The organism is Pseudomonas sp. ICBG1301 (genome assembly GCF_016918385.1).
In the GTDB taxonomy this organism is placed as follows: Bacteria; Pseudomonadota; Gammaproteobacteria; order Pseudomonadales; family Pseudomonadaceae; genus Aquipseudomonas; species Aquipseudomonas palleroniana.
Window position 1 is genome coordinate 145,617 of sequence record NZ_JAEKGB010000003.1, and the last position, 25,464, is coordinate 171,080.

The following is a 25,464-nucleotide window of genomic DNA, read 5'->3' on the forward strand; positions in this document are numbered from 1 at the left end:
GCTGGGATATGCCGACTATACCTCACCGTTTGTTGAGTACCCGCGCCAGTCGATCTCCACCCAATTGAATCACTGCCACCAGCACTACCAGCAACACGATCACCGTCAGCATGATCTGCGTGTCAAAGCGCTGATAGCCATAGCGGTACGCAATATCCCCCAAGCCGCCTGCGCCAATTGCCCCGGCCATGGCGGACGAGTTGATCATGGTCACCAGGGTGATGGTGAACCCGCCGACAATCCCCGGCAGTGCCTCGGGCAACAGCACGTGCCAGATGATGTGCCAGCGCCGGCAGCCCATGGCCTGGGCGGCTTCGATCAAGCCGTGGTCGACCTCGCGCAGGCTCACCTCGGCGATGCGCGCAAAGAACGGCGTGGCGGCGATGGTCAGTGGCACCACGGCCGCCCACACGCCATAGGTGGTGCCGACAATCAGCCGGGTGAACGGGATCAACGCCACCATCAGAATCAGAAATGGAATAGAGCGGAACAGATTGACGAACGCGCCCAGCACGCGGTTCAACGCCGGTGCCTGGTAGATTCCGCCCTTGTCGCTGGTGACCAGGAATACCGCCAGCGGAATCCCCACCAGCAATGCGATCAACGATGACACTCCCACCATCAACAAGGTGTCGATGGCGCCCTGCAACAAACGATCAAACCACATAACCCAGCACCTCCACCTGTTGCGCCCAATTCCCGGCACGCTGGCGCAGCTCCGCAGCGTTGTGGGGCGAGCCACTCACCGCCAGCAGCAGTTGCCCCAGGGCATGTCCTTGAATACGTTCCACGCCGCCTTGCAGCAAGCGCACACGCCCGCCGAGAGCGCCAAACAGCGCGGCCAGGTCGGGTTCATCGTGGGCGCTGCCGGTGAACTGCAAGCGCAACACCAGTGCAGCGTCAGCCGAGGCCTGGGTGGCTTGCAAACGATCCTGCAGTTCTTGCGGCAGCCCGTGTTGCAGCGGCGCCAACAGGGTTTTGCTGACCTCGTGCTGCGGGTTGCCGAACACTTGCCACACCGGGCCTTGTTCGACGATGCGCCCGTGTTCCAGCACGACCACGCGGTCGCAGATCTCGCGGATCACCGCCATCTCATGGGTGATCAACACAATGGTCAGGCCCAGGCGCTGGTTGATCTCGCGCAGCAGACCGAGAATCGATTGGGTGGTCTCCGGGTCGAGGGCCGAGGTGGCTTCGTCGCACAGCAGAATCTCGGGGTCGTGCACCAAGGAGCGGGCGATGCCCACGCGCTGTTTTTGCCCACCGGACAGTTGCGCCGGGTAGCTGTGGTGTTTGTCCTTGAGGCCCACCAGTTCCAGCAGCTCGCGGACCTTTTGCTCACGCTGCGGCTTGGGAATGCCGGCCACCTTGAGCGGCAACTCGACGTTCTGCCAGACGGTCTTGGCCGACATCAAATTGAAGTGCTGGAAGATCATGCCGATGCGCCGCCGCAGCGCCACCAGTTGGTCCTCGTCGTACCCGCCGATGTCCACCTGATCGATCAGCACGCGCCCGCTGCTGGGTTGCTCCAGGCGGTTGATGGTGCGGATCAACGAAGATTTACCGGCGCCGCTGCGGCCGATGATGCCGAACACTTCGCCGCGCTGGATGGCCAGGTCGATACCTTGCAGGGCATGCACGCTGCCGTCATAGGTTTTGCCCAGGTTGATAAAACGCACATGGGCGCGGTTCAGGTCGGGGTGCAGTACGGTCTGGCTGGCATCCCTGGGCGGTGTGCCCAGGTCGCGCAGCTGGCGGTTGGCGGCGGTCATCTTCAGCCTTCCCAGCCGACTTGGTAGAGCTTGCCGAGGGATTTATCCAGGGCGGCGCGCACGACCGGCGAATGTTGGTAGATATCGACGAATTTGATCACCCGTGGATCGGTTTTGCTTTTCGGCTGGATCACAAACTGGATCACGTATTCCGGGTGGTCGAGGCCGTCGAACAGCAAGGCCGATTCGGCATCGAAGGTCTTGGACAGGCGGATATACGCCGGGTAGCCCTGCACCAGATCGGCGTCGTCATAGGCGCGCACCAGTTGCACGGCTTCCACTTGCAGGATCTTGATCTTTTTCGGGTTGGCGATGATGTCTTCTTCGGTGGCCTTGTAGCCCACGCCCGGCTTGAGGGTGATCAACCCGGCCTTGGCCAGCAACTGCAGGCCCCGTCCGCTGTTGATCGGGTCGTTGGCGATGGCCACGCTGGCGCCCTGGGGCAGGTCATCGAAGCGTTTGTACTTTTTCGAGTACAGGCCGACGTTGTTGATGATGCCCGGCGCATAGGGCACCAGGTCAAAACCGGCGGCGGCCTTGGCATTTTCCAGGAACGGGATGTGCTGGAAGTAATTCACGTCGATATCACCGGCAGCCAGGCTGACGTTGGGCGCGATCCAATCGGTGAACTCGACCAGTTCGACTTTCAGCCCCTGCTTGCCGGCTTCGGCCACGGCGGCCTCGAGGGGAATCGCGAAGGCGGCGGTGGTGCCGATTTTCAGCGGTGCATCGGCGGCGAACACCGTCGCGCTGAACAGGCCGAAGGCCAGGGCCAGTGCTTTGACTGGGTGGGTGAGCAGTGTTTTTTTCATAAGATGTTTCCAGTCATAAGGTATGGGTGCAAACCATGGAGACTCAGTGTGGGAGGGGGCTTGCTCCCGATTGCGGTCGCTCGGTTGATAAATCTGGTGGCTGACACACCGCTATCGGGGGCAAGCCCCCACCCACATTTCTGATCAACGTCGGTAGGTGGATCCTGTGTGTTGTTCGGGTAAGCGTGGCGTGGCGTGGAAGACCTTTTCTCTTAGCGTTCCAGCCTCGTACGCGGTTTTGTACGACCCACGCCTTTGTAACTCCGGCACCACCAGATCAATGAAATCCACATAGCTTTCCGGCGTCACAATGCGCGTCAGGTTGAAGCCATCCAGCCCGGTCTCGCTGATCCAGGACTCCAGTTCATCGGCGACCTGTTCCGGCGAGCCGACCAGGGTGATGTAGCGGCCACCCAGGGCGTGTTGCTCGAGCAATCTGCGCCGGGTCCAATCGTTGTTCTGCAGGTTCTTGGTCGCCGACTGGATGGCATTGCTCTTCACGTACTGGATCGGTTCGTCCAGTTCGTATTGGGCAAAATCAATCGCGGTGGACGCCGAGAAATGCGCCACGCCGGCTTCCGCGCTGGCGTAGCTCAGGTATTCGGCGTGCTTGGCCCAGGCCTGCGCTTCGGTGGCGCCAACGATCACGTTCAGGCCCATGAAAACCTTGATGTCATCCGGGTTGCGCCCGGCCTCGACCGCGCTGGCGCGCACCTTGTCCACCTGGGCCTTGGTCGCCGGCTTGTTCTGCCCGCTGATGAACACACACTCGGCGTGCCGCCCGGCGAACAGCAAACCACGCTCGGAGCTGCCGGCCTGAAACAGCACCGGCGTGCGCTGCGGCGAGGGTTCGCACAAGTGATAACCCTCTACCTGATAAAACTCGCCGTGGTGCTCGACCTTGTGCACCTTGCCCGGCTGCGCATACACCCGCGCCTGCGGATTGTTAAGCACGGCGTCATCCTCCCAACTGCCTTCCCAGAGCTTGTAGAGCACCTCCAGGTATTCGTCGGCCTGGTCGTAGCGCCGGTCATGCTCGGCCTGCTCGGTGAGGCCCATGGCCTTGGCGGCGCTGTCGAGGTAGCCGGTGACGATGTTCCAGCCCACCCGGCCGCGGCTCAGGTGGTCGAGGGTGGACATGCGTCGGGCGAACAGGTACGGCGGCTCGTAGGTCAGGTTGGCCGTCAGGCCGAAGCCGAGATGGTGCGTCACGGCGGCCATGGCCGACACCAGCAACAGAGGGTCGTTGACCGGTAGCTGAATCGACTCTTTGAGCGGCACATCGATGGAGTTCTGGTAGACGTCGTACACGCCGACGATGTCGGCGATGAACAAACCGTCGAACAGACCGCGCTCCAGGGTCTTGGCCAGTTCGGTCCAGTACTCGAGGGTTTTGTACTGCGTCGAGGTGTCCCGTGGATGCGTCCACAGGCCGTGGTTGATATGCCCGATGCAGTTCATGTTGAAGGCATTGAGCAGGATTTTCTTTTTCACTGTTTCAGGCGCGGGCATCAGATCGTCCCCCGCAATGGCGGGTTTTGATCATTGAGGTAGTAATTGCCCACCGCGTGATACTTCCAGCGCACCGGGTCGTGCAGGGTGTGCACCCGGGCGTTGCGCCAGTGCCGGTCGAGGCCATGCTCGGCCAGTGTGGCCTGGCTGCCGGCCAGTTCGAACAGGGTGCTGCCGGCGGCCAGGGAAATCTCGGTGCTCAAGGCCCGCACTTCGGCGACGGCGATGGAGGCGGCGGCAACGCTCTGGGCATTGCTGTCGGCCTGGGCGCGGTCGAGAAATTCGCCCGAGCGCTCCAGCAGGGCCTCGGCGGCGTGCAGGCGGGTGCTCAGGTGGCCGAAGCTTTTCAGGGTCAGCGGGTCTTCGCTGGCCTTGTCGTTGCCGGAATCGATCCACGGCCGGGTCTTGGTGCGCACGAAGTGCAACGCATCTTCGAAGGCGGCGCGGGCGATGCCGGTGTCGATGGCCGCATGCAGGATCTGCGCGAGCGGGCCGACGGTGGTCGGGCGTTCGAAGGCGCTCTGGAACGCGACCACATCTTGCGCCGCGACCCACACGTTATCGAATACCACCGAACCGCTGCCGGTGGTGCGCTGGCCGAAGCCGCTCCAGTCATCAATCACGCTCAGGCCTTCGCTGTCGCGTGGGACAAACGCCAGTTGCTGTACGCCGTGTTCATCCACGACCGAGGTGGGAATGCGCTGGGCGTAGATCGCGCCGGTCGAGTAGAACTTGCGTCCGTTGATGCGAAAACCTTCACCATCGCGGGTGAGGCTCGTCACGCGGTCATGCGCGGTCTTGGTGCCCAATTCCGCCAAGGCGTTGCCAAACCGCCGGCCGGCCAGCACCTCGGCGTACAGGCGTTTTTGCTGGGTCGGGCTGCCGTTCACACGCAGCACTTCCAGCGCATAGAAATGGTTCTGCGGAATCTGGCCCAATGACGCGTCCGCCTGGGCTATCAGCGCGATGACCTTGGCCAGGGTGACGTTGGACACACCCGCGCCGCCATAGGCCTTGGGTACGCTGATGCCCCACAGGCCGGAGCGGGAAAACACGTCCAGTTCGGGCAAGGGCAGGCGGCGTTCACGGTCGCGCTGGGCGCTGTCGCGGCGAAAGTCTTCGGCCAGGTCGCTGGCGACAATAAGGGCTTGTTCATCGCTGGTGATAACCGCGACGTTTGTAGAGACAGTCATGTGTGTTCTCCAGAAGCTCGTGGAAAAAGTGTTCTGGTCGGTCAAATCCAGGAGTGACGAGCAGGCAAGGTGCCGTTCAATCGATAGGCGCCGATCGCGTGATATTTCCAGCGCACCGGGTCATGCAGGGTGTGCACCCGGGCATTGCGCCAGTGGCGATCGAGGTTGAATTCGGCGAGGGTGGCGCGGCTGCCGGCCAGTTCGAAGAGTTTTTCGCTGACCAGCAGCGACACTTCGGTGGTCAGCACTTTCGCCTCGGCCACGGCAATCGAAGCCCGGGCAGCCGATTGCGCGGTGATCGGCGCGGCACTCACTTCATCCAGCACCTTGCCGGCCTTGCGCAGCAGCGCTTCGGCGGCGTGCAGTTCGATTTTCAGCTTGCCGATATCGGCGATCACGTACAGGTCATCGCTGGCGCGCTCGACCTTGGCATCGATCCACGGGCGTGAGCGTTCGCGCACGAAAGCCAGGGTGTCGTCGAGTGCACCCCGGGCAATGCCGGCGTCGATGGCGGCCTGGATCAACTGTGAAACAGCGCCCTGGATATTCGGCTTCTCGCCGATGCGCCAGTTGTCGACCACCAGCTCTGCGTCCACCGGCACTCGGTCCAGCAGCACCGTGCCGCTGGCGGTGGTGCGTTGGCCGAAGCCCGACCAATCATCAACGATACGCAGCCCTTCGGTGCCACGGCGCACGAATGCCATGACCTGTTTGCCGTCTTCGTTCAGGGCTTTGATCGCGACCCAATGGGCAAACAATGCGCCGGTGGAATAGAACTTTTGGCCGCTGATGACGTAACCCTCGCCCTCGGCGGTGATGCGCGCCTTGAGTTCCAGGGTGTTTCGGGTGCCACGTTCCGGGCCGCCATTACCGATGCGCCAGCCGTCGAGCACGCTTTGGAACAGCTGCTTCTTCTGGCGCTCGGTGGCGGTGCCCTGCAACAGATACAGGATGCCGAAGTGGTTTTGCGGGATCTGCCCGAGGGCCGGGTCCGCCGCGCTGATGATCGCGAACACCTCGGCCAGGGTCACGAATGACACCTGCGGGCCGCCGTATTCACGGGGAATGGAAATACTGCCCAGCCCACTGCGGGTGAACTGTTCGATCTGCGCCCATGGCAACTGGCGCTGCCGGTCGCGCTTGGCGGCCTGCAGGCGTGCGGCCTCGGCCAACTCGTGGGCTGCCTCCAGCGCCTGGGCGTCGCTGCGCAGCACGGTGGCCGGCAACAACAGTGGGGCTACGTCCAGATCACTCTGGAGGGGTGTTAGAGCCAAATTAGACATCAGCGCCGCTCCTTGGCTGCACGTAATGCCCTGGCGTTATGCACCGGGGTAATTCTGACCATACCGACCTCGCATTCAATGAAATAAAAACAGAAAAATCAGAGATGTCCGGTGGTCCGGTGCATATACCCTAAGCGCCTTTATTTTTTAAATAAACTAACTTTTAGGAATATGCATAGAAGGGCTGTCACCCAGGCTCGCAGGGTGAGCCGGGGTGACGCGGTTGATAGATCGTCGCAGCCCTGGCCGGGCGGGCCGGCGCCGGTGCGGCACAGGCGGCAATGTTCAAGGTGCGGCTCGGGGCCCAGCGTGAATTATTGCCGACGCGGTCGAGAATGCAGTAGGTCACCTCCAGTCGGCTGTCATCGCCCGCTTCGACAATCACGGTTGAAGGCACCCAGACTTGCACCGCCAGGCCGATGCCTTTGGCCTGGATTTTCGGCAGGTCCATCCGTACGTCGCCCCAGCGCAGGGTAATGGCGTCGCCGCAGGCCATGTTCAGGTAAGGCTCGATGGTCAGCGGGATGCCACGCCGGACCTGGTTTGGGTTGACGCCGTAGCGGCGGATGGTATCGGGCAGCCCGACGGGGGCGAGGTTTTGGTTCTCGTCGCTGAACAGCGCCGAAGGCAGGCCGCCCGGGTAGTTGGTCTTGACCCGTACATGGGTGATCGCAGAGCGTGCCGGGCCGTAGCCGACTTGCATGACTTGGTAATGAACCTGGGCCTGGCCATCCAGCACAAAGCTTTCCGGAACACGCAGGTGTGTCGGCGTACCCACCTTGCAGGCGGTGATGCGCCGTGAGGCGGTAAAGCAGTTGTTCCAGAACAATTCGATCAGGTCGCCTTCCTCCATCCCGGGGTAGGGCGCGATGTCCACCTGCAATTGGGCGGCGGCGAGGGCATTGATGCCATGCCGTTGCGCCTGGGGCAGGGTCGGAGCGGTGAGCATGGCCGGGGTTGCAGTGCGCGTCATAAGTAATCTCCTTGATGCAGCCAGCAGCAATCGTTCCAGCACCGATGACGCGGTTGCGCGCAGGGTGCCGAAAGGAACGATTCAGTGAATAGCCGGGATAGGATCCAATCCTCTGGGCGCTAGATAAGAGGGTTGGCCAGGAGGCGTCAATGGCGGCACAGGGCTAAACGGCGGGTTGGAGCAGATTCAGAAAGGGCTGACCGGGGGAGGGATTTTAAGAGGCGGACGGCGGGGTGTTTTGCCGTTGTATGCGAGCCGCCTTTGTAGGCTCCGCTGACCTGTAGTGAGCGGGCTTGCCCCGCGCTGGGCTGCGTAGCGGCCCCAAATTTTTGGGAGCGCTGCGCACTCCAGCGGGGGGCAAGCCCCCTCACTACAGGTGTTGCAGGGTCAGTGGGCGAGAAACTTGCTCAGGAACTGTTTGGTCCGTTCTTCCTTGGGGTTGGCAAACAGCGCTTTGGCTTCACCTTGTTCCACGATCACGCCCTTGTCGAAGAAGATCACTCGATTGGCCACGTCCCGGGCAAAACTCATTTCGTGGGTGACGATCACCATGGTGCGGTTTTCTTCGGCGAGGCTGCGGATAGTCGCCAGTACTTCGCCCACCAGTTCCGGGTCGAGGGCCGAGGTGGGTTCATCGAACAGGATCACCTCCGGCTCCATGGCCAGCGCACGGGCAATCGCCACGCGCTGCTGCTGGCCACCGGACAAACGCCTGGGGTACGACGCTTCCTTGCCCGCCAGGCCAACCCTGGCCAATAGCTTGCGACCCAACTTGATCGCCGCTTCGCGTGGCATCTTCTTGACCACAATCGGTCCTTCGATGACGTTTTCCAGTGCCGTGCGGTGGGGGAACAGGTTGAAGTTCTGGAACACAAAACCCACGTGCTGGCGCAAACGTCGCACCAGGCCCTGTTGCTGGTTGGGCGGCTTGCTGCCGTCGATCTCGATATCACCCACCTTGATGCGGCCGCTGGTGGGTTCTTCGAGGAAGTTCAGGCAGCGCAGGAAGGTGGTCTTGCCGGAACCGCTAGGGCCGATGATGGCGACGACTTCGCCTTCCTTGACCTCAAGGTCGATGCCGTTGAGCACCACCTGAGCGTTGAATTGTTTGGTCAGTTTTTCAACCACGATCATGCTTCAAGACTCCAGGTCATGCCGGTTGACCCGGTCTTCCAGGCGATTTTGAAAATGCGCCAGGATGCTTGCCAGTATCCAGTAGATCAGGGCAGCGGACAGGTACATGGTGAAAATTTCGAAGGTGCGCGCCGACACCAGTTGTGCCTGGCGAAACAGCTCGGGCACCTGGATGGTGGCGGCCAGCGCCGTGTCCTTGACCAGCGAAATAAAGCTGTTGCCCAACGGCGGTAGCGCCGTGCGCATGGCCTGCGGCAGGATGGCCCGGCGCAGGGTCTGTGCACGGGTCATGCCGATACTGGCGGCCGCTTCCCATTGGCCGCGCTCGATGGAGGCGATGGCGGCACGCAGGATTTCACAGGCATACGCGGCCATGTTCAGCGAAAAGCCGATCAGCGCCGCCGGGATCGGGTCCAGCTCGATGCCCACTTGCGGCAAGCCGTAGTAGATCAGGAACAGTTGCACCAGCAAGGGCGTGCCGCGAAAGAACGAGACATACACCCGGGCGGTCCAGCTCAACAGCTTGAAGCGCGACAGGCGCATCAAGGCCAGGCCGAAGCCCAGCAGCAAGCCGAAAAACATCCCGCCGAGGCTGAGAATCACCGTGTAGTACGCGCCCTTGAGCAGAAAGGGCGCGGAGTCCAGCGCGAGTTGGAAACCTGCTTCCATTATTCGGTGACGTCAGCGTTGAAGTACTTCTCGGACAGCTTCTTCAAGGTGCCGTCAGCGCGCAGCTTGTCGAGGGCCTTGTTCACGGCGTCGAGCAATTCAGGCTCACCTTTGCGCAGTGCGATACCGGCTTCCTGACGGGAGAAAGCAGGGCCGGCAGCGGCGGTGTCCGTGGCTTTCTTGGCGTATTCCAAAGCGGCCAGACGGTCGATCAGGATGGCATCGGTACGGCCGATGCGCAGGTCCTGGAACTTGGTCGGGTCATCGTTGTAGGTCTTGATGATGGCTTTGGGTTGGTTGTCCTTGAGCCATTGCTCGTAGTTGGTGCCCAGGCCCACACCGACTTTCTTGCCGGCCAGGTCGTCGGCGCTCTTGATGGTGTCGACATTTTTCTTCAGGGTCAGCGCCTGGATACCGGAGACGGTGTAGGGCTTGGAGAAGTCGTACTTCTTCTTGCGCTCTTCGGAGATGGTCACTTGGTTGACCACAGCGTCAAGGCGCTTGGATTCCAGGGCGGCGAGGATGCCGTCCCATGGGGTGGCTTGCAGCTTGACCTTGACGCCCAGCTCCTTGGCCAGCGCTTCGGACAGCTCGACTTCGAAGCCGCTGAGCTTGCCGCTTTCATCGACAAAGCTGAACGGCGGGTAGGTGCCTTCCAGGCCGATCTTGATCTCGCCCGCTTTCTTGATGGTGTTCAACTGCTCGCCGGCAACCGCCTGGCCCATCCAAGCGGCGCCCAGCGCCAGACCCAAAGTGCCAACCAGCAACGTGCGACGCAATACGGAAATAGTCATGAAGAGCCCCTGTGTTTTTATGTTGAGCGAAGCAGGTGACGCAGTAGGCGTATCGTGCCTTAAAGCGCAGTGCGCGTCTTCGCCTGCGGCGCGACTATAAAGTCTGTTTTTAAGACTTGAAAATAATATAAATTTAATTTGATATTCTTTTTTTGAATATGAGGCTGTTTTAAAATGTGGGAGGGGGCTTGCTTCCGATACCAGTGTGTCAGTCAGCACATATCGGTCTGACAGATTGCTATCGGGAGCAAGCCCCCTCCCACATTTAGCCCACATTCGGTCCGCGTTTATTCAGTTGAACACCGCGTCATAGGCGAACAACGCCGGCGCCCCACCGGTATGCAGGAAAATGATCGGCCCGTCCTCGAAGCGCTGACGCCCGATGCCGTCCAGCAAACCTGCCATGGCCTTGCCAGTGTAGACCGGGTCCAGCAGCAAGCCTTCCTGGCTCGCCAATAGCTTGACCGCTGAAAGGGTGCCGGCGTTCGGTTCGCCATAACGGGGGCCGAAGTATTCGTCCCACAAAATGACCTTGAACGCTTCGGGAAGGCTCACACCGAGCAACTCGGCAGTGCGTTCGGCCAAGCCCTGGACTTTGGGGCGCTGGGCTTCGTCGGTGCGCGACACGGTGACGCCAACTACCGGCAACTCCGGCAGGGCTTCACTCAGCGCCAAGGCCAGGCCGCTGTGGGTGCCTGCGCTGCCGGAGGCCAGCACCACGGCGGCGAACTGGAGGCCGCTGTCTTCAATCTGCGCGGCCAGTTCCAGCCCGGCGCGTACATAGCCCAGGGCGCCGAGGGCATTGGAGCCGCCAATGGGCACCAGGTACGGCTTCTTGCCGTTGCTGCGCAGGCGCTCGGCGAGGGCGTCGAGCTGTTCGTCGGCGTGGTCGAGGTTCTCCACCAATTCGACTTTGGCGTCGAACAGGTCCAGCAATAGCCGGTTGCCGTTGCCCAGGTAGTTGGGGTCTTCGGTGCCGGTCGGGTTTTCCAGCAAGGCCACGCAACCCAGGCCCAGTTTGGCGGCGAGAGCGGCGGTCTGGCGTACGTGGTTGGACTGGATGGCGCCGGCGGTCACCAGGGTGTCGGCGCCTTGGTCGATGGCATCGGCGGCGAGGTATTCAAGCTTGCGCAGCTTGTTGCCGCCCATGGCCAGGGGCGTCGTGTCGTCGCGTTTGACGTAGATATCCCTGCCCAGCCAGGCCGACAGCCGCTCGAGTTTTTCCAGGGCAGTGGCGCCGCCCAGCAGTTCCAGACGGTTAAAGCGGTCGAGCTGTTGTTTGATCATGGCTACGCACGGTGGCTAAGTAATGAGGCGACTATAGGCAGGCACTTTTCAACGGGCAACCGTCAATCGCTTATGCCGGATGGTTCTTAGCATCGCACCATTGGTTCTTAAGGGCGGCCAGGGTGCATACCGTAAAGTGAGCGCCATTACGTCAGGAGTGAATACCGTGAGTGAGCGTTCCAGTCATTGGCAATTGCAGACCATCGTCAGCCAGCTGCGCAGCGCCCGGGACCAGTGGCGCACCCGCAATGGCCGGCTGAGCGGCGAGCATGGCGGCCGCGAATTACCTTCCCGCGACGCCGTGGCGCAGATCCTCGAAGCGTTGTGCGGTGCGCTGTTTCCCATGCGCCTGGGGCCGGTGGATTTGCGTGAGGAAAGTGAAGACTTTTACGTCGGGCATACCCTGGACGTCGCGCTCAATGCCTTGCTTGCCCAGGCCCGCCTGGAGCTGCGCTATGCCGCGCGCCAAGGCGGCCAGGATGACAGCCAGGTCGACGCCCTGGCCATCCGGTTGATCCAGGATTTCGCGCTGGCCTTGCCGTCCCTGCGCAGCCTGTTGGACACCGATGTGCTGGCCGCTTACCACGGCGATCCGGCCGCACGCAGTGTGGACGAAGTGCTGCTGTGCTACCCCGGCATCCTGGCGGTGATTCACCACCGCCTGGCGCACCATCTGTACCGCGCCGGCCTGCCTTTGCTGGCGCGCATCAGCGCCGAGATTGCCCACTCGGCCACCGGCATCGATATCCACCCTGGCGCGCAGATCGGCCCGAGTTTCTTTATCGACCATGGGACCGGGGTGGTGATCGGCGAGACCGCGATCATTGGCGAGCGTGTGCGCATCTACCAGGCGGTGACGCTGGGGGCCAAGCGCTTCCCGGCGGATGAGGATGGGCAATTGCAGAAGGGCCATCCGCGTCATCCGATCGTCGAGGACGATGTGGTGATCTATGCCGGGGCGACGATCCTGGGGCGTATCACCATCGGCAAGGGCTCGACCATTGGCGGCAATGTGTGGCTGACCCGCAACGTACCGGCCGGGGCGAACATCACCCAGGCCAATCTGCAACATGATGACGGCTCGCAGAAATAAGCCGCACTTGGACTGAATGTGGGAGGGGCGGTGCGACGATTCGACTTGCTCCCGATAGCGGTCTGTAGTCAGTGCATGTGTTGGCTGACCCAGCGCTATCGGGAGCAAGCCCCCTCCCACATGGGGAATAACATTCCAATTCACTCTGCAGTCGCTGAACGAATTGTCTCGCCTGAGCGTCATACCGATCCCTGAGATAGTGTAGGAATTACCTACCACTCAGCCCTGCGATTAGTCCCGGACCGCCGATTCATGTTTAACTTGAACGCTCGTTCAAGTTAAAACCGGTGGTTCGCTGCCCGCTCACAACAGGAGGCTTACCTTTGCTGAGTCCGTTATTTCCAGCCACAACCCGTGTCGTCGGGGTGCATCGTTCATGAGTGCATCGTCCACCCCATCCAGTGGCCTGGTGCGCATGAATGCGCCCGTTTTCTACTTTGCCGCAACCGCCATTCTGCTGTTTGGTGTCACTGTCATCGCTATCCCGCAACAGGCCGGTGCCTGGCTGCTGGCGGCGCAAAACTGGGCGGCCAACACGGTCGGCTGGTACTACATGCTGGCGATGACGCTTTATCTGGTCTTCGTGGTGGTCACCGCGCTATCGGGCTACGGCAAGATAAAACTCGGTGCCGACCACGACGAGCCCGAGTTCAGCTACCTGTCCTGGGCCGGCATGCTGTTCGCCGCCGGGATCAGCATCACGTTGTTCTTCTTCTGCGTGTCGGAACCCTTGACGCACCTGGTGCAACCGCCGCAAGGCGCGCCGATGAACGCCGATGCCGCGCGCCAGGCCATGCAGATCCTGTTTCTGCACTGGGGCCTGCATGGCTGGGGCGTGTTCGCCTTTGTCGGCATGGCCCTGGCGTATTTCGCCTACCGGCATAACCTGCCGCTGGCGTTGCGTTCGGCGCTGTATCCGCTGATCGGCAAGCGCATCAACGGCCCCATCGGCTACTCGGTGGATGGCTTCGGCATCATCGCAACGGTGTTCGGCCTGGGGGCCGACATGGGCTTCGGAGTGCTGCACCTCAACTCGGGCCTGGACTACCTGTTCGGCATCGCTCACACCCAGTGGATTCAGGTCGGCCTGATCACGCTGATGATGGGCGCGGCGATCATCGTGGCCGTGGCCGGTGTGGACAAGGGCGTGCGCGTGATGTCCGACATCAACATGCTGCTGGCCTGTGCGCTGCTGCTGTTTGTACTGTTCGCCGGGCCTACCCAGCACCTGCTCAATACGCTGATCCAGAACGTCGGTGACTACCTCGGCGCGTTGCCGACCAAGAGTTTCGACGTGTATGCCTACGACAAGCCCAGCGACTGGCTGGGCGGTTGGACGGTGTTCTACTGGGCCTGGTGGATTGCATGGTCGCCCTTCGTGGGCCTGTTTATCGCACGGATTTCCCGTGGCCGGACCATTCGTGAATTTGTGTTCGGTGTGCTGCTGATCCCGTTGGGATTCACCCTGGCGTGGATGTCGATTTTCGGCAACAGCGCCATCGATCAAGTGCTCAACCACGGTATGGCGGCGCTCGGTCAGTCGGCCATTGATGAGCCCTCGATGAGCCTCTACCTGCTGCTGGAAACCTACCCGTGGAGCAAAACCGTCATCGCCGTCACGGTGTTTATCAGCTTCGTGTTCTTCGTGACCTCGGCCGACTCCGGCACCGTGGTGCTGTCGACCTTGTCGTCCAAGGGCGGCAGCGCCGATGAAGACGGGCCGAAATGGCTGCGGGTGTTCTGGGGCGCGATGACCGCGCTGGTCACCAGTGCCTTGCTGTTTGCCGGCAGTATCGACTCGCTCAAATCGGCGGTTGTGCTGACCTCGTTGCCGTTCTCGTTGATCCTGCTGCTGATGATGTGGGGGCTGCACAAGGCCTTTTACCTGGAGTCGCAGAAGCAGATCGCCCAGTTGCATTCGCTGGCGCCGGTGTCGGCGGCGCGTAAAGGCCGGGGGGGTTGGCGCCAGCGCTTGAGCCAGGCGGTGCACTTCCCATCACGAGATGAGGTATACCGCTTCCTCGACACCACCGTGCGCCCGGCCATTGAAGAAGTGACGGCGGTATTTGTCGAGAAGGGCTTGAACGTGGTCACGCAGCCGGACCCGGCCAATGACAGTGTCAGCCTGGAGATCGGTCATGGCGAGGAGCGCCCGTTTGTTTACCAGGTGCAGATGCGCGGCTACTTCACGCCGTCGTTTGCCCGCGGTGGCATGGGCAAGAAAGAGATCAACAACCGCCGCTATTACCGCGCCGAAGTGCACTTGAGCGAAGGCAGCCAGGACTACGACCTGGTGGGCTATACCAAGGAGCAGATCATCAACGACATCCTCGACCAGTACGAGCGACACCTGCAGTTCCTGCATCTGGTGCGCTGAGGTTCAGGCCTTGGGCTGCTACCACGATACCTGCTGCCGATCACCTGCTCCGAGGGGCTGGTGGTCGGCAGCGGGTACTCCCGGGAAGTGCAGCATTCAAAATGCCTTGCCCAGCGCATTGTCCACGGAATAGCGACCTGCACCGCGAAACATCAGGTACAACGCTAGTAGCGCCATCAGCACCGGGTACTCGATGCCCCGGTCGATCCATGGCCACGTCGGCCCCAGCAAGTAAGCAATAGTCAGCATCTGCACGGTCAGCATGGCTGCGATCAGCCGTGTGCCCAGGCCGAGGATCAACAGCAATCCACCGACAGCTTCCAGCACGGCGACCAACAGGCCGATCAGCTCTGGCTGCGGCAGGTGCAGGCGGTTCTGGATCAGGTTGATGGACGCTGCCATCGGGTCGGCCATCGAACCATGGGCATTCCCCAGTAATTTGGGCAGGCCGTGGGTGACCATGATCACCCCGAAGCCTGCGCGCAGGAGTGCGTAGGCCAGGGGCTCGGCGAAGCGGTAAAGCGGGGCGAGCGCGGGGATCAACAGGAGCATGGCGCACCTCCGTGTTTTCAATGATTGAGTGGTTTATACGAGCCCACCGTTGGCACGCAGGATTTGCCCATTGATCCAGCCGCCAGCAGGGCTCACCAGAAACGCCACCACACGGGCGATATCTTCCGGTTGGCCAAGGCGCTCCAGCGGCGGCATCTTGGCCATGCCCTGGATCTGCTCTTCGCTCTTGCCGTGCAGGAACAACTCGGTGGCGACCGGGCCGGGAGCCACGGCGTTGACGGTAATCCGGCGCCCGCGCATCTCCTTGGCAAACACCTGGGTCAGGGACTCCACCGCTGCCTTGCTGGCGATGTACACCGCGTAGCCGGGCAAATTAAGGCCGACGGTGCTGCTGGAAAAGTTGACGATGCGCCCGCCGTCGTTCAAGCGCGTGGCGGCTTCACGCAGGGCGTTGAAAGTGCCACGGGTGTGGATATCGAAGTTCCGGTCGTAGAGTTCATCGCTGTGCTGGGCCAGGGGCAGCGTCTTGAGGATGCCGGCGTTGTTGATCAGCACATCGACCTTGCCCAATTGCGCTTCGGTTTCATCGAACAGCCGCTTGATGTCGGCGGGTTTGGCGACGTCGCCTCGAATCGCTATGGCTTGGTGGCCGGCCTGACGCAGTTGCACCACCAGTTTCGACGCCTCGGTGGCGCTGCTGGCGTAGTTGATCGCCACGGCGTAACCGTCGGCTGCGAGTTGTTGGGCGATGGTAGCGCCGATGCCACGGGAAGCGCCGGTGATGATTGCAACTTGAGTCGTCATGGTCTGGGTTCCTTGAACGGGGTATGGACGCAGGTTCACATGTTTACCCAGGCCGATAAATGCGCCAGAGTTGCCTTGACTGTTCAATAAACACCAACAATCAGTGCGTAGCAGGAGTCAATGTGGATCAAGTGAAAGCCATGAAGGTCTTCGTGCGTATCTACGAGCGATCCAGCTTCACGCTGGCGGCCGATGATCTGAACCTGCCCCGTGCGACCCTGACCCACACGCTCAACCAATTCGAAGCCTGGCTCGGTACGCGGCTGCTGGAGCGCAGCACTCGCCGCGTGCGTCCGACCCTGGATGGCGAGGCGTATTACCAGCGCTGTGTGCAGTTGCTGGCGGAACTGGAAGAAGCCGAGCTGGCGTTTCGCAGCGTGGCACCCAAGGGCCGTTTGCGCGTGGACTTGCACGGCACGTTGGCCAAGTATTTTGTGGTGCCGGCGTTGCCGCAATTCATGGCGCGTTACCCGGATATCGAGCTGTCCATCAGTGAGGCGGACCGGTTTGTCGACCTGATCGCCGAAGGCGTGGATTGCGTGCTGCGTGCGGGCAACCTGGGCGATTCCGCATTGATTGGTCGGCGTGTGGCCAACCTGCGCCAAGTGACCTGCGCGAGCCCTGCATACCTGCGCAAATACGGCGAACCCAAGAGCCTGGCCGAGTTGAGTGGGCACCGCGCGGTGAACTACGTTTCGCGTACCACGGCCAAGCTTTTTCCGTTCGAGTTCATGGTCAATGGCGAGCTGCGGGAAGTGAGTATCGAGGGCGCGCTGTCGGTGTTCGGCGCGGAGATTTACTCCGCCAGCGCGGTGGCCGGATTGGGGATTATCCAGTGTCCGCACTACCGCATGGCCGACCTGATCGAGCAGGGCGTGATGCGTGAAATCCTTCGCGAAACACCGCCTCCCTTGATGCCGGTGTCTGTGCTTTATCCGCAGAATCGACACATGTCGCCGAGAGTGCGGGTGTTTGTCGACTGGCTCGCGGAAATCTTCGAAATCGCCTGCTAAGCCGCGTAATAGAGGGCTTTCTTAAACTTAATTTCATCCGTCAAAGCTGCATTTTGACTCCGAACTGTCATCTCGCCACTGCGTAATTGTGTGAAGCGTTTGACGCTTTCATTTCAGAACAGTGACGGAGACAGGTACCGATGAAGACGTTATTAAGCCCCATGGTGGGTGTCGCCGTGGCGAGCTTTATGCTGTCCGCCCATGCCGATTTTGTCGATGACAGCCACGCCGATGTGACCCTGCTCAACCGCTATCTCAACCAGCAGGGGCGTGATGTGGTGAACAGCAATGCCAAGGCTCACAGCATTCGCGATTGGGGCCAGGGGTTCGAGTTCAACTTCAAGTCCGGCTACACCGAAGGCCCGGTGGGTTTTGGCCTGGACCTGCAGGCGTTCTACGGTTTGAAGCTGGACTCCGGTGGTGACCTCAACGACAAGGATCACCAGGGCCGATACCCCGGCAGTATGTTCCCGCTGGACAACGGCAAGTCCGCCGACCAGTTCGGCGTGTTGAGCCCGACGTTCAAGATGCGTTTCGCCAAGGATGAACTGCGCGTCGGCACGCTCTACGGCAACAACCCGATACTGGCCAACACCGACGGGCGCCTGTACCAGCAGACCAATACCGGCGTGCAACTGGTGTCCAAGGACCTCAGCGACTTTACCTTCACCGGCGGCGATATCTTCAAGACCAAGATCCGCAATGAAACCGGCGACCAGGGCATGATCACCGCCGGCGGTACCAAAGAGAGCGATCGCTTCCTGTTTGGCGGTGCGGACTACACCGGTATCCAGAACACCACGGTCAGCCTGTGGTACTCCAACCTTGAGGACTACTATCAGCAGTTCTTCCTCGGTGCCAAGCGCCATGACGCGTTGTCGGTGGGCGCCATCGATACCGATGTGCGCGTGTTCCGCAGCTTGGGTGTGGGCGGCAATGCCGATGGCGACAAGGACTACGCCGCGAGCGGTCTCTATGGCGATGGCGTGAACAAGGGGCGCATCAACCAGACCACCGCCAGCTTGCTTGAGAGCTACAGCCTTGACGGGCATACCGTCGGCTTGGGTATTCAGAAGAACAGTGGTGACAGCGACTTTCCCTACCTGGATTCCGGCCTGAACAGCGGTGACAACCGCCAGGGCCCAGGCTCAGGCGCCGACACCCCGGCACTCACCAACATGCAGTTGAACAAATTCCAGCACGCCGGCGAGCGCACTTGGCTTGCGCAGTACAAATATGACTTCGGCAAACTCGGTCTCACCGGCCTGACGTTCTCCGCCGCCTACGCCCACGGTGATGACATCCGCACGGCGCAAGGCACGACCAGCGAATGGGAACGTAACGTCGCCGTGGCTTATCAAGTCCCCACCGGTACCCTGAAGGGCCTCGGCGTGACCTGGAAAAACGCCCACGCCAGCCCGGACATCAGCGGTGCGACCGTGCAAGATGAAAACCGTTTCTATGTCAGCTATGTCGTTCCCCTCTGGTAGGAAATTGCTGTAAAACGGACAGGCAGACTTAAGCGATTCAGCTGGTTAAAAGGCCTGGGAATAAGCTTATTTCCGGGCCTTATTTGCCTACGTCCAAGAGAGGATTCGATGACTTACATTGCTGCCGAAAACCGCTATGAATCTATCCCGTACCGCCGCGTAGGCCGCAGTGGACTGGTGCTACCGGCACTGTCCCTGGGCCTGTGGCACAACTTTGGCGACAGCACCCCGATCGACACCCAGCGCGCCCTGCTGCGCACCGCGTTCGACCTGGGCATCAACCACTTCGACCTGGCCAACAACTATGGCCCGCCCTATGGCAGCGCCGAGATCAATTTCGGCCGTCTGCTGCGTGAAGATTTCAAGCACTACCGCGACGAGCTGATCATCTCCAGCAAGGCCGGCTGGGACATGTGGCCCGGCCCTTACGGCCAGGGTGGCGGTTCGCGCAAATACGTCCTGGCGAGCCTGGACCAGAGCCTGCAACGCCTGGGCGTCGACTACGTGGATATCTTCTATTCCCACCGTTTTGATGCCGACACCCCACTTGAAGAAACCGCCGGCGCCCTCGCTACTGCCGTGCAACAGGGCAAGGCGTTGTACATCGGCATCTCGTCGTATTCCGGCGTGAAAACCCGCGAAATGGCTGCCCTGCTCAAAGAGTGGAAAGTGCCGTTGCTGATTCACCAGCCGGCGTACAACCTGCTCAACCGCTGGGTGGAAAAAGACCTGTTGGAGACCACCGAAGAGCTTGGCGCCGGTGTGATTGCCTTCACGCCGCTGGCCCAAGGGCTGCTCACCGACAAGTACCTCAACGGCGTGCCGGCGGACGCGCGGGTCAACCGTCCGGGTGGTGGTTCGTTGCAAGCCAAACACTTGTCGGAAACCAACATCGCCCATGTGCGTGCACTGAACGAAATCGCTCAGCGCCGCGGCCAGAGCCTGGCGCAATTGGCGCTGGCCTGGACCTTGCGCGACCCTCGAGTGACCAGTGCGCTGATCGGCGCCAGCCGGCCGGAGCAGATCATCGAAAACGTCGGGGCGTTGAAGAACTTGAGCTTCAGCGCGCAGGAGCTGGCGGAGATCGATCGGTTTGCGCAGGAAGGCGGGATCAACCTGTGGGAAAAACCATCCACTGCTGAATAACCTGGCAGCACAGGGTCAATGTGGGGCTTGCTCCCGATGGCGGTGAGTCAGCCAATGCATAAGTTGACTGATTCACCGCTATCGGGAGCAAGCCCCCTCCCACATATGTTCTTTGTCGGGCTTTAGAAAGGAACGTCGCCCAGGATTGTCGCCCGGTGCATCACCCGCCGCTGCGGCCGGTAATCGTCCACCGCGTAATGCTGCGTCACACGGTTGTCCCAGAACGCCACGTCATTCTCCTGCCAGCGCCAGCGGATGGTGAATTCCGGGCGTGTGGCGTGGGCAAACAGCAGCTTGAGAATCGCCTCGCTTTCCGCCGGTTCCAGTTCATTGATTCGGGTGGTGAACCCTTCGCTGACAAACAGTGATTTGCGCCCGCTCACCGGGTGCGTACGCACGACCGGGTGCGACAGTGGCGGGTTTTTCTTGCGGGTTTCTTCCCAGCGCAGCAGGTCTTCGGCGCTGTTGCCAAAGCGCTCCAGCGGGAAAGACTTGGTGAAGTCGTGGGTGGCGGTCAGGCCGTTGAGTAATCGCTTCAGCGGTTCGGAGAGCGCCTCATAGGCGGCAATGCCACTGGCCCACAACGTATCGCCGCCAAACGCCGGCAACTGCTTGGCGCTGAGTACCGCACCGAGTGCCGGGGTGGGCAGGAATGTCACGTCGGTATGCCAGACGGCGTTGTCGCGCACATCGGTGACGGCGGTATCGAGGATCAGCACTTCGGGCTGTTCCGGCACATTGGGGTAGATCGGGTGAATGTGCAGGTCGCCAAAGTTCGCCGCGAAGCGTGCTTGTTGCTGTGGGGTGATCGGCTGGCCACGGAAGAACAGCACCGAGTGGCTGAGTAACGCCTGCTCGATGGCATCGCGGTGTTCGGTGCTCAGCGGCTGGGTAATATCCACGCCGCTGATCTGTGCGCCCAGGGCAGTGCTTAGTGGGGTAACGGTCAGGCTGCTCAATTCAGTTCTCATCACTCAGTGTGCCTGGCCATGCCAAGGCACTAATTTACGCTGCAGGGCACGCAGGCCCATTTCCATGGCGAAGGCGATCAGGGCAATCACCAGAATCCCCAGCACCACCACATCGGTGACCAGGAACTGCGCCGCCGACTGCACCATGAAACCCAGGCCGCTGGTGGCGGCGATCAGTTCGGCGGCGACCAGGGTCGACCAGCCCACGCCCAGGCCGATGCGCACACCGGTGAGGATGTCGGGTAGTGCGCTCGGCAGGATCACGTGGCGAATCAACTGGGCACGGGTAGCGCCCAGCGATTGCGCGGCGCGTAGTTTGGCGGGGTCGACGGTGCGTACGCCGGTCGCCGTGGCGATGGCGATCGGCGCAAAGATCGCCAGGTAAATCAGCAGTACCTTGGACAACTCGCCGATGCCGCACCAGATCACGATCAACGGCAGGTAGGCCAATGGCGGGATAGGCCGGTAGAACTCGATCAGCGGGTCGAGAATGCCGCGAGCGATACGGTTGGCACCGATGGCGATGCCCACCGGCACGGCGGTCAGCACCGCAAAGCCCAGGCCCAGGCCGATACGGCTCAAGCTCGAGGCCAAGTGCTGCCACAAGGTGGAGTCCATGTAGCCCGTGGTCGCCAGCAGCCAGCCTTTTTGCAGCACCGCAGACGGTGGCGGCAGGAACAGCGGTTCAATCAGGCCAGTGGCGGTGACGGCCCACCAGAGCGTCAGCAGCGCTACCACGGTCAGCACACTGATCCAGCGCGTGCTCAGGCTGCGACGCACCGCGATAACCGCATGCGCCGGACGCTTGGCGGTGGTGGTGGAGGAAAGTTCGTAACTGCTCATGCGCGCACCTGCCGTTGCGAGAACACTTTGCCCAGCACGTGCTCACGGGTTTCGATAAAGCGTGGGTCGGACTTGATGGCTCGCGCCGATTCGCCGGCGGCGTAACGCTGGCCAAAGTCCAGGTGCAGGCGTTCGACGATCTGGCCAGGGTTGGGGGCCAGCAGGATCAAATCAGTGGCGAGGAACACCGCCTCTTCGATGTCGTGGGTAATCAGGAACACCGGCTTGGCCGTGCGCCGCCAGACCTGCAGCAGCAGTTCCTGCATCTGTTCGCGGGTGAAGGCATCGAGGGCGCCGAAGGGTTCGTCCATCAGCAACACACGAGGGTCGGCCGCCAGGGCACGGGCCAGGCCCACGCGTTGTTTCTGGCCGCCGGAGAGTTGCCAGATACGACGCTTGTCGAAACCCGCCAGGTCCACCAGGGCCAGCATTTCCCGGGCGCGCACTTCACGTTGCGCCTTGGGCACACCGGCCAGTTCGAGACCGAAGCCGACATTGGCCAGCACGTCCTGCCAGGGCAGCAGGGCGTCATCCTGGAATACCACGCCACGTTCGGCGCTGGGGCCTTTGACCGGCACGCCGTCCAGGGTGATGCGCCCGGCGCTGGGTTCGACGAAACCGGCTATCAGGTTCAACAGCGAGGTCTTGCCACTGCCGGACGGGCCGAGAGCGACCAGCAACTGCTGGGGCCCCAGGTCCAGTGAAATGTCAGCCAGTACCGGTGATGTGGCGCCTGGGTACTGTGCGCTGATGCGCTCCAGTTGTAGCAAGGCCATCGCGATGGACTCCCGATCAGTGGGTGATGAATTTGGCGCTGACGTAAGGTGCGTAGTCCGGCAATACGGCGTCGACCTTGCCTTGTTCCTTGAGGAACGCTGCCGTGTCGGTCACGGCCTGGGTGGTCGGTGCGCCCAGCAGGGTCACCTGGTCAGCGGCCAGCGGGTAGACATTGCCTTGCAGCAGCAGGGGGATATCACTGGCCTTGGCGCCGGAGAGCTTCACCAGCTTGTCGACGTTACCTTTATCGGCCAGCCAGGCTTGTGGGTCTTTGCGGTAGGCGGCGTAGGCATCCAGGGTGACTTTGGCGAACGCACTGACGATTTCCGGGTGCTTTTCGGCGAAGTCTTTGCGCACGATCCACGCATCGAAGGTCGGTGCGCCGAGCTTGGCCAGTTCACCGGATGTGATCAGCACCTTGCCGTTTTCCTTGGCTACGCCCAGGGCCGGGTCCCAGACATAGGTCGCGTCAATGTCGCCGCGCTTCCAGGCGGCGATGATTGCCGGTGGCGCGAGGTTGAGGATGGTCACTTTGGACGGGTCGATATTCCAGTGTTTCAGCGCCGCCAGCAGGCTGTAGTGCCCGGTGGAGACAAACGGCACGGCGACCTTTTTACCGATCAGGTCCTGCGGGCTGTTGATCCCTGAACCATCGCGCGCCACCAGGGCTTCGGCGCCGCCGATCTGGGTGGCGACGAGGAAGGTTTGCACCGGCACTTTGCGGGTAATGGCTGCGGTCAGCGGGCTCGAACCGAGGTAGCCGATCTGCACGTCACCGGAGGCAATGGCGGCGATGATGTCGGCGCCGTTGTCGAATTTGCGCCAGTTGATCTTGGCCTGGGTGGCTTTCTCATAAGCACCGTCGGCCTGGGCGACTTTGGCCGGGTCTACGGTGGTCTGGTAAGCGATCGTCACATCCGCCGCCTGGGCAAACAGGCTGGCACCGGCCAGGGACAACGCCGCCAGAAGGCGCAGTGGGATTAAACGTTTCAAAGGGGATGCTCCTCAATCAGGCGGCCGAGGGTCGGCGTGTGAGGAGACTAAATGATCTAAGAACTCTAAAATAAATAACTTATTAGAATTAGCTTATGAGAAGAACGCTGACCTGTAGTGAGCGGGCTTGCCCCGCGCTGGGTGGCGCAGCCGCCCCAAATACGGACGCCGCGGTGTGTCAGCGGGACCGAGGTGCCTGGGTTTGGGGCGGCTTCGCCCCCCAGCGCGGGGCAAGCCCGCTCACTACTGAAGTCTCTTTAGTTGCTGATGGCGAGGATGCTGGCCTGGTACGAGCCAACAAACACATCGAAGTCGCCCACTTCGTTCTGTTCCAGCTCCGCCTGCTGTGCCAGCGATGTGCGTGCCAGCTCCTCAAAGCGCGCCTGTTCTTGCGCCGGCAGCGGTTCTTTGCGGAAGTGTTCAGCGTGCAGTTGGCTCTGGTGCAGGGAGAACTGCGCAAAACTCTCTTTACGTTCGGCCATTGCCGCCAACACTTGGGCCGACGGCGTCAGGGACGAATCCTTGACCTTCGCCAACTGGGCGTCCAGCGCCTGGCTGTGCTCGGTGATGCCGTGGCTCTCATCCAGCAGCGCGGCCAAGGGTGCGATCTTTTCCAGCAATTCGGTGGCCCATTGCTTCATGTCCACCGCCACCCCGTCACGTTGCAATTGCAAGCCAGGACGGCGACCTTCCTTGACCACACTGAGGAAGTTGGACGTGGCGTTGCCGCACGCGTTGTTGGCGAACAGCGGGCTGTCGTTCAGGGCGCAGTACAGCAGGAAGGCGTCGAGGAAACGCGACTCCGGCAGGTCGATACCCATCGGCAGGAACGGGTTGATGTCCAGGCAGCGCACTTCGATGTACTGGATACCACGGGCCATCAGCGCCTGGATCGGCCGCTCGCCGGTGTAGGTCACCCGCTTGGGGCGAATGTTGGAGTAGTACTCGTTTTCGATCTGCAGGATGTTGGTGTTGAGCTGAACCCACTCACCGTCCTTATGCGTGCCGACTTCGACATACGGCGGGTAGGGCGTTGCCACCGCCGTGCGCAGGCTATCGGTGTAGCTGGCCAGGTCGTTGTAGCAAGGCGTGAGGCCGGCCTGGGCGTTGCTCTGGTAACCCAGGTCGCTCATGCGCAGGCTGGTGGCGTAAGGCAGGTACAGGGTGTCGGCGTCCAGCACTTCCAACTGGTGCGAGCGACCGCGCAGGAAACCGGCGTCCAGGGCCGGCGAGGCACCGAACAGGTACATCAGCAGCCAGCTGTAGCGGCGGAAGTTGCGGATCAGCGCGATGTAGGCATCGGACTGGTAGTCACGGTCGGTGCCGACGAAACCTTCGGTCTCCTTGAGCAACGGCCACAACGCTTCCGGCAGGGAAAAATTGTAGTGGATGCCGGCAATGCACTGCATGGTTTTGCCGTAACGCAGGGCCAGGCCCTTGCGGTAAACGTACTTGAGCTGTCCGATATTGGAGGTGCCGTAGTAGGCAATCGGAATGTCTTCCTCGGCCGGCAACGGGCACGGCATCGAGGGGCTCCACAGGTATTCGCTGCCGAGCTTGGTGTAGGCAAACCTGTGGATCTTGTCCAGGCTGCTCAGGGTGTCGGCCGGGTCGGGCAGGGCGGGAGTAATGAACTCCAGCAGCGACTCCGAGTAGTCGGTGGTGATCTGTTCGTGGGTCAACGCGGCGCCCAGGGCTTCAGGATGCGGTGTTTGCGCCAGACGACCTTCAGCTGTGACACGTAGGCATTCGCGCTCGATGCCGTGCAAGCACTGCTCTAGCAGGGAGAGGTGTTCGCGCTTGCCGAGCAAGGCCAGGCGGCGGTTGAGAAGTTCGCTCAAGTTGGATTCCTTCACGCGTCAGTCGCCCCAATATGGGGGTGGGCAGGACGGTCTACAAGGGTGAAGTTAAAACTGGCGTGATCGCCTGGTTTAGAGTCGATATGACCCGATCAGTAAAAGCCGACTTCACTCCATGAATTGGGCTATAGCGCAGCAAGAAAATTCCGACGCTGT

The 25,464-nt window shown here is 61.5% G+C and carries 23 protein-coding genes; 5 read left to right on the forward strand and 18 right to left on the reverse strand.

Annotated elements, in window-relative coordinates; all coding sequences use genetic code 11:
- Nucleotides 1-22: 22 nt before the first annotated feature.
- The 11 genes from JBE38_RS07890 to JBE38_RS07940 all read right to left on the reverse strand — a co-directional run bounded on the left by JBE38_RS07890 (nucleotide 23) and on the right by JBE38_RS07940 (nucleotide 11,429).
- Nucleotides 23-667 (reverse strand): methionine ABC transporter permease, encoded by a 645-nt coding sequence (locus tag JBE38_RS07890; protein WP_056858169.1) that lies wholly within the window; start codon nucleotides 665-667, stop codon nucleotides 23-25.
- Complete coding sequence (locus tag JBE38_RS07895) at nucleotides 657-1,772, reverse strand: methionine ABC transporter ATP-binding protein (protein WP_205344082.1); 1,116 nt, start codon at nucleotides 1,770-1,772, stop codon at nucleotides 657-659. Before JBE38_RS07895 ends, JBE38_RS07890 begins: the two co-directional genes overlap by 11 nt.
- Before the next feature lie 2 nt (nucleotides 1,773-1,774).
- Complete coding sequence (locus JBE38_RS07900) at nucleotides 1,775-2,584, reverse strand: MetQ/NlpA family ABC transporter substrate-binding protein (protein ID WP_090367531.1); 810 nt, start codon at nucleotides 2,582-2,584, stop codon at nucleotides 1,775-1,777.
- Nucleotides 2,585-2,728: 144 nt separating this feature from the next.
- The gene (locus JBE38_RS07905) at nucleotides 2,729-4,096 is read right to left on the reverse strand and encodes an LLM class flavin-dependent oxidoreductase (RefSeq protein WP_205344083.1); all 1,368 of its coding nucleotides are present in this window, start codon (nucleotides 4,094-4,096) and stop codon (nucleotides 2,729-2,731) included.
- A complete protein-coding gene (locus JBE38_RS07910) occupies nucleotides 4,096-5,289 on the reverse strand; it encodes an SfnB family sulfur acquisition oxidoreductase (protein WP_205344084.1) in 1,194 nt (397 codons plus the stop codon). Before JBE38_RS07910 ends, JBE38_RS07905 begins: the two co-directional genes overlap by 1 nt.
- A 41-nt stretch (nucleotides 5,290-5,330) precedes the next feature.
- On the reverse strand, nucleotides 5,331-6,572 hold the full coding sequence (locus JBE38_RS07915) for an SfnB family sulfur acquisition oxidoreductase (protein WP_090367525.1): 1,242 nt from the start codon (nucleotides 6,570-6,572) through the stop codon (nucleotides 5,331-5,333).
- A gap of 187 nt (nucleotides 6,573-6,759) precedes the next feature.
- Nucleotides 6,760-7,545 carry a hypothetical protein gene (locus JBE38_RS07920; RefSeq protein ID WP_205344085.1) on the reverse strand — a complete coding sequence of 262 codons (786 nt, stop codon included), beginning with the start codon at nucleotides 7,543-7,545 and terminating at the stop codon, nucleotides 6,760-6,762.
- Between the two features lie 387 nt (nucleotides 7,546-7,932).
- A complete protein-coding gene (gene tcyN / locus JBE38_RS07925; protein WP_205344086.1) occupies nucleotides 7,933-8,679 on the reverse strand; it encodes an L-cystine ABC transporter ATP-binding protein TcyN in 747 nt (248 codons plus the stop codon).
- A gap of 3 nt (nucleotides 8,680-8,682) precedes the next feature.
- On the reverse strand, nucleotides 8,683-9,348 hold the full coding sequence (tcyL, locus tag JBE38_RS07930) for a cystine ABC transporter permease (RefSeq protein WP_060754680.1): 666 nt from the start codon (nucleotides 9,346-9,348) through the stop codon (nucleotides 8,683-8,685).
- On the reverse strand, nucleotides 9,348-10,142 hold the full coding sequence (gene tcyJ, locus JBE38_RS07935) for a cystine ABC transporter substrate-binding protein (protein WP_205344087.1): 795 nt from the start codon (nucleotides 10,140-10,142) through the stop codon (nucleotides 9,348-9,350). The genes tcyL and tcyJ overlap by 1 nt, the downstream gene beginning before the upstream one ends.
- A gap of 291 nt (nucleotides 10,143-10,433) precedes the next feature.
- Nucleotides 10,434-11,429 (reverse strand): D-cysteine desulfhydrase, encoded by a 996-nt coding sequence (locus JBE38_RS07940; RefSeq protein WP_205344088.1) that lies wholly within the window; start codon nucleotides 11,427-11,429, stop codon nucleotides 10,434-10,436.
- A gap of 166 nt (nucleotides 11,430-11,595) precedes the next feature.
- On the opposite strand from JBE38_RS07940, the gene epsC reads away from it, so the two are divergent.
- The gene (epsC, locus tag JBE38_RS07945; protein WP_060754677.1) at nucleotides 11,596-12,522 is read left to right on the forward strand and encodes a serine O-acetyltransferase EpsC; all 927 of its coding nucleotides are present in this window, start codon (nucleotides 11,596-11,598) and stop codon (nucleotides 12,520-12,522) included.
- A gap of 415 nt (nucleotides 12,523-12,937) precedes the next feature.
- Nucleotides 12,938-14,899, forward strand: a complete 1,962-nt coding sequence (gene betT / locus JBE38_RS07950; protein WP_205344232.1) for a choline transporter BetT — start codon at nucleotides 12,938-12,940, stop codon at nucleotides 14,897-14,899.
- Nucleotides 14,900-14,995: 96 nt separating this feature from the next.
- On the opposite strand, the gene JBE38_RS07955 is transcribed toward betT, so the two are convergent.
- Nucleotides 14,996-15,451: a DoxX family protein gene (locus tag JBE38_RS07955; protein ID WP_205344089.1), complete on the reverse strand. Its 456-nt coding sequence runs from the start codon at nucleotides 15,449-15,451 to the stop codon at nucleotides 14,996-14,998.
- Between the two features lie 33 nt (nucleotides 15,452-15,484).
- Nucleotides 15,485-16,216: an SDR family oxidoreductase gene (locus JBE38_RS07960; RefSeq protein WP_198760769.1), complete on the reverse strand. Its 732-nt coding sequence runs from the start codon at nucleotides 16,214-16,216 to the stop codon at nucleotides 15,485-15,487.
- Between the two features lie 122 nt (nucleotides 16,217-16,338).
- Between JBE38_RS07960 and JBE38_RS07965 the strand changes: the two genes are divergently transcribed.
- The 3 genes from JBE38_RS07965 (at nucleotide 16,339) to mgrA (ending at nucleotide 19,865) form a co-directional block, all read left to right on the forward strand.
- A complete protein-coding gene (locus JBE38_RS07965) occupies nucleotides 16,339-17,229 on the forward strand; it encodes a LysR substrate-binding domain-containing protein (protein ID WP_205344090.1) in 891 nt (296 codons plus the stop codon).
- Between the two features lie 161 nt (nucleotides 17,230-17,390).
- A complete protein-coding gene (locus tag JBE38_RS07970) occupies nucleotides 17,391-18,719 on the forward strand; it encodes an OprD family outer membrane porin (protein ID WP_090367511.1) in 1,329 nt (442 codons plus the stop codon).
- 108 nt (nucleotides 18,720-18,827) lie between these two features.
- Nucleotides 18,828-19,865, forward strand: coding sequence for an L-glyceraldehyde 3-phosphate reductase (gene mgrA, locus JBE38_RS07975; RefSeq protein ID WP_090367510.1), 1,038 nt, complete (start codon nucleotides 18,828-18,830; stop codon nucleotides 19,863-19,865).
- Nucleotides 19,866-19,987: 122 nt separating this feature from the next.
- On the opposite strand, the gene tauD is transcribed toward mgrA, so the two are convergent.
- The 5 genes from tauD to gshA all read right to left on the reverse strand — a co-directional run bounded on the left by tauD (nucleotide 19,988) and on the right by gshA (nucleotide 25,290).
- Nucleotides 19,988-20,836 carry a taurine dioxygenase gene (tauD, locus tag JBE38_RS07980; RefSeq protein ID WP_090367509.1) on the reverse strand — a complete coding sequence of 283 codons (849 nt, stop codon included), beginning with the start codon at nucleotides 20,834-20,836 and terminating at the stop codon, nucleotides 19,988-19,990.
- Nucleotides 20,837-20,839: 3 nt separating this feature from the next.
- Nucleotides 20,840-21,679, reverse strand: a complete 840-nt coding sequence (gene tauC / locus JBE38_RS07985) for a taurine ABC transporter permease TauC (protein ID WP_205344091.1) — start codon at nucleotides 21,677-21,679, stop codon at nucleotides 20,840-20,842.
- Nucleotides 21,676-22,455 (reverse strand): taurine ABC transporter ATP-binding subunit, encoded by a 780-nt coding sequence (tauB, locus tag JBE38_RS07990; protein ID WP_060754671.1) that lies wholly within the window; start codon nucleotides 22,453-22,455, stop codon nucleotides 21,676-21,678. Before tauB ends, tauC begins: the two co-directional genes overlap by 4 nt.
- A 16-nt stretch (nucleotides 22,456-22,471) precedes the next feature.
- The gene (gene tauA, locus JBE38_RS07995) at nucleotides 22,472-23,449 is read right to left on the reverse strand and encodes a taurine ABC transporter substrate-binding protein (protein WP_090367505.1); all 978 of its coding nucleotides are present in this window, start codon (nucleotides 23,447-23,449) and stop codon (nucleotides 22,472-22,474) included.
- 257 nt (nucleotides 23,450-23,706) lie between these two features.
- Nucleotides 23,707-25,290: a glutamate--cysteine ligase gene (gene gshA, locus JBE38_RS08000; protein ID WP_205344092.1), complete on the reverse strand. Its 1,584-nt coding sequence runs from the start codon at nucleotides 25,288-25,290 to the stop codon at nucleotides 23,707-23,709.
- Nucleotides 25,291-25,464 lie beyond the last annotated feature (174 nt).

Bases quoted from the DNA above. Each gene is read 5' to 3' on its own strand.
- JBE38_RS07890 (WP_056858169.1), bottom strand. From the start codon at position 667: ATGTGGTTTGATCGTTTGTTGCAGGGCGCCATCGACACCTTGTTGATG.
- JBE38_RS07895 (WP_205344082.1), bottom strand. From the start codon at position 1,772: ATGACCGCCGCCAACCGCCAGCTGCGCGACCTGGGCACACCGCCCAGG.
- JBE38_RS07900 (WP_090367531.1), bottom strand. From the start codon at position 2,584: ATGAAAAAAACACTGCTCACCCACCCAGTCAAAGCACTGGCCCTGGCC.
- JBE38_RS07905 (WP_205344083.1), bottom strand. From the start codon at position 4,096: ATGCCCGCGCCTGAAACAGTGAAAAAGAAAATCCTGCTCAATGCCTTC.
- JBE38_RS07910 (WP_205344084.1), bottom strand. From the start codon at position 5,289: ATGACTGTCTCTACAAACGTCGCGGTTATCACCAGCGATGAACAAGCC.
- JBE38_RS07915 (WP_090367525.1), bottom strand. From the start codon at position 6,572: ATGTCTAATTTGGCTCTAACACCCCTCCAGAGTGATCTGGACGTAGCC.
- JBE38_RS07920 (WP_205344085.1), bottom strand. From the start codon at position 7,545: ATGACGCGCACTGCAACCCCGGCCATGCTCACCGCTCCGACCCTGCCC.
- tcyN (WP_205344086.1), bottom strand. From the start codon at position 8,679: ATGATCGTGGTTGAAAAACTGACCAAACAATTCAACGCTCAGGTGGTG.
- tcyL (WP_060754680.1), bottom strand. From the start codon at position 9,348: ATGGAAGCAGGTTTCCAACTCGCGCTGGACTCCGCGCCCTTTCTGCTC.
- tcyJ (WP_205344087.1), bottom strand. From the start codon at position 10,142: ATGACTATTTCCGTATTGCGTCGCACGTTGCTGGTTGGCACTTTGGGT.
- JBE38_RS07940 (WP_205344088.1), bottom strand. From the start codon at position 11,429: ATGATCAAACAACAGCTCGACCGCTTTAACCGTCTGGAACTGCTGGGC.
- betT (WP_205344232.1), top strand. From the start codon at position 12,938: ATGAATGCGCCCGTTTTCTACTTTGCCGCAACCGCCATTCTGCTGTTT.
- JBE38_RS07955 (WP_205344089.1), bottom strand. From the start codon at position 15,451: ATGCTCCTGTTGATCCCCGCGCTCGCCCCGCTTTACCGCTTCGCCGAG.
- JBE38_RS07960 (WP_198760769.1), bottom strand. From the start codon at position 16,216: ATGACGACTCAAGTTGCAATCATCACCGGCGCTTCCCGTGGCATCGGC.
- JBE38_RS07970 (WP_090367511.1), top strand. From the start codon at position 17,391: ATGGTGGGTGTCGCCGTGGCGAGCTTTATGCTGTCCGCCCATGCCGAT.
- mgrA (WP_090367510.1), top strand. From the start codon at position 18,828: ATGACTTACATTGCTGCCGAAAACCGCTATGAATCTATCCCGTACCGC.
- tauD (WP_090367509.1), bottom strand. From the start codon at position 20,836: ATGAGAACTGAATTGAGCAGCCTGACCGTTACCCCACTAAGCACTGCC.
- tauC (WP_205344091.1), bottom strand. From the start codon at position 21,679: ATGAGCAGTTACGAACTTTCCTCCACCACCACCGCCAAGCGTCCGGCG.
- tauB (WP_060754671.1), bottom strand. From the start codon at position 22,455: ATGGCCTTGCTACAACTGGAGCGCATCAGCGCACAGTACCCAGGCGCC.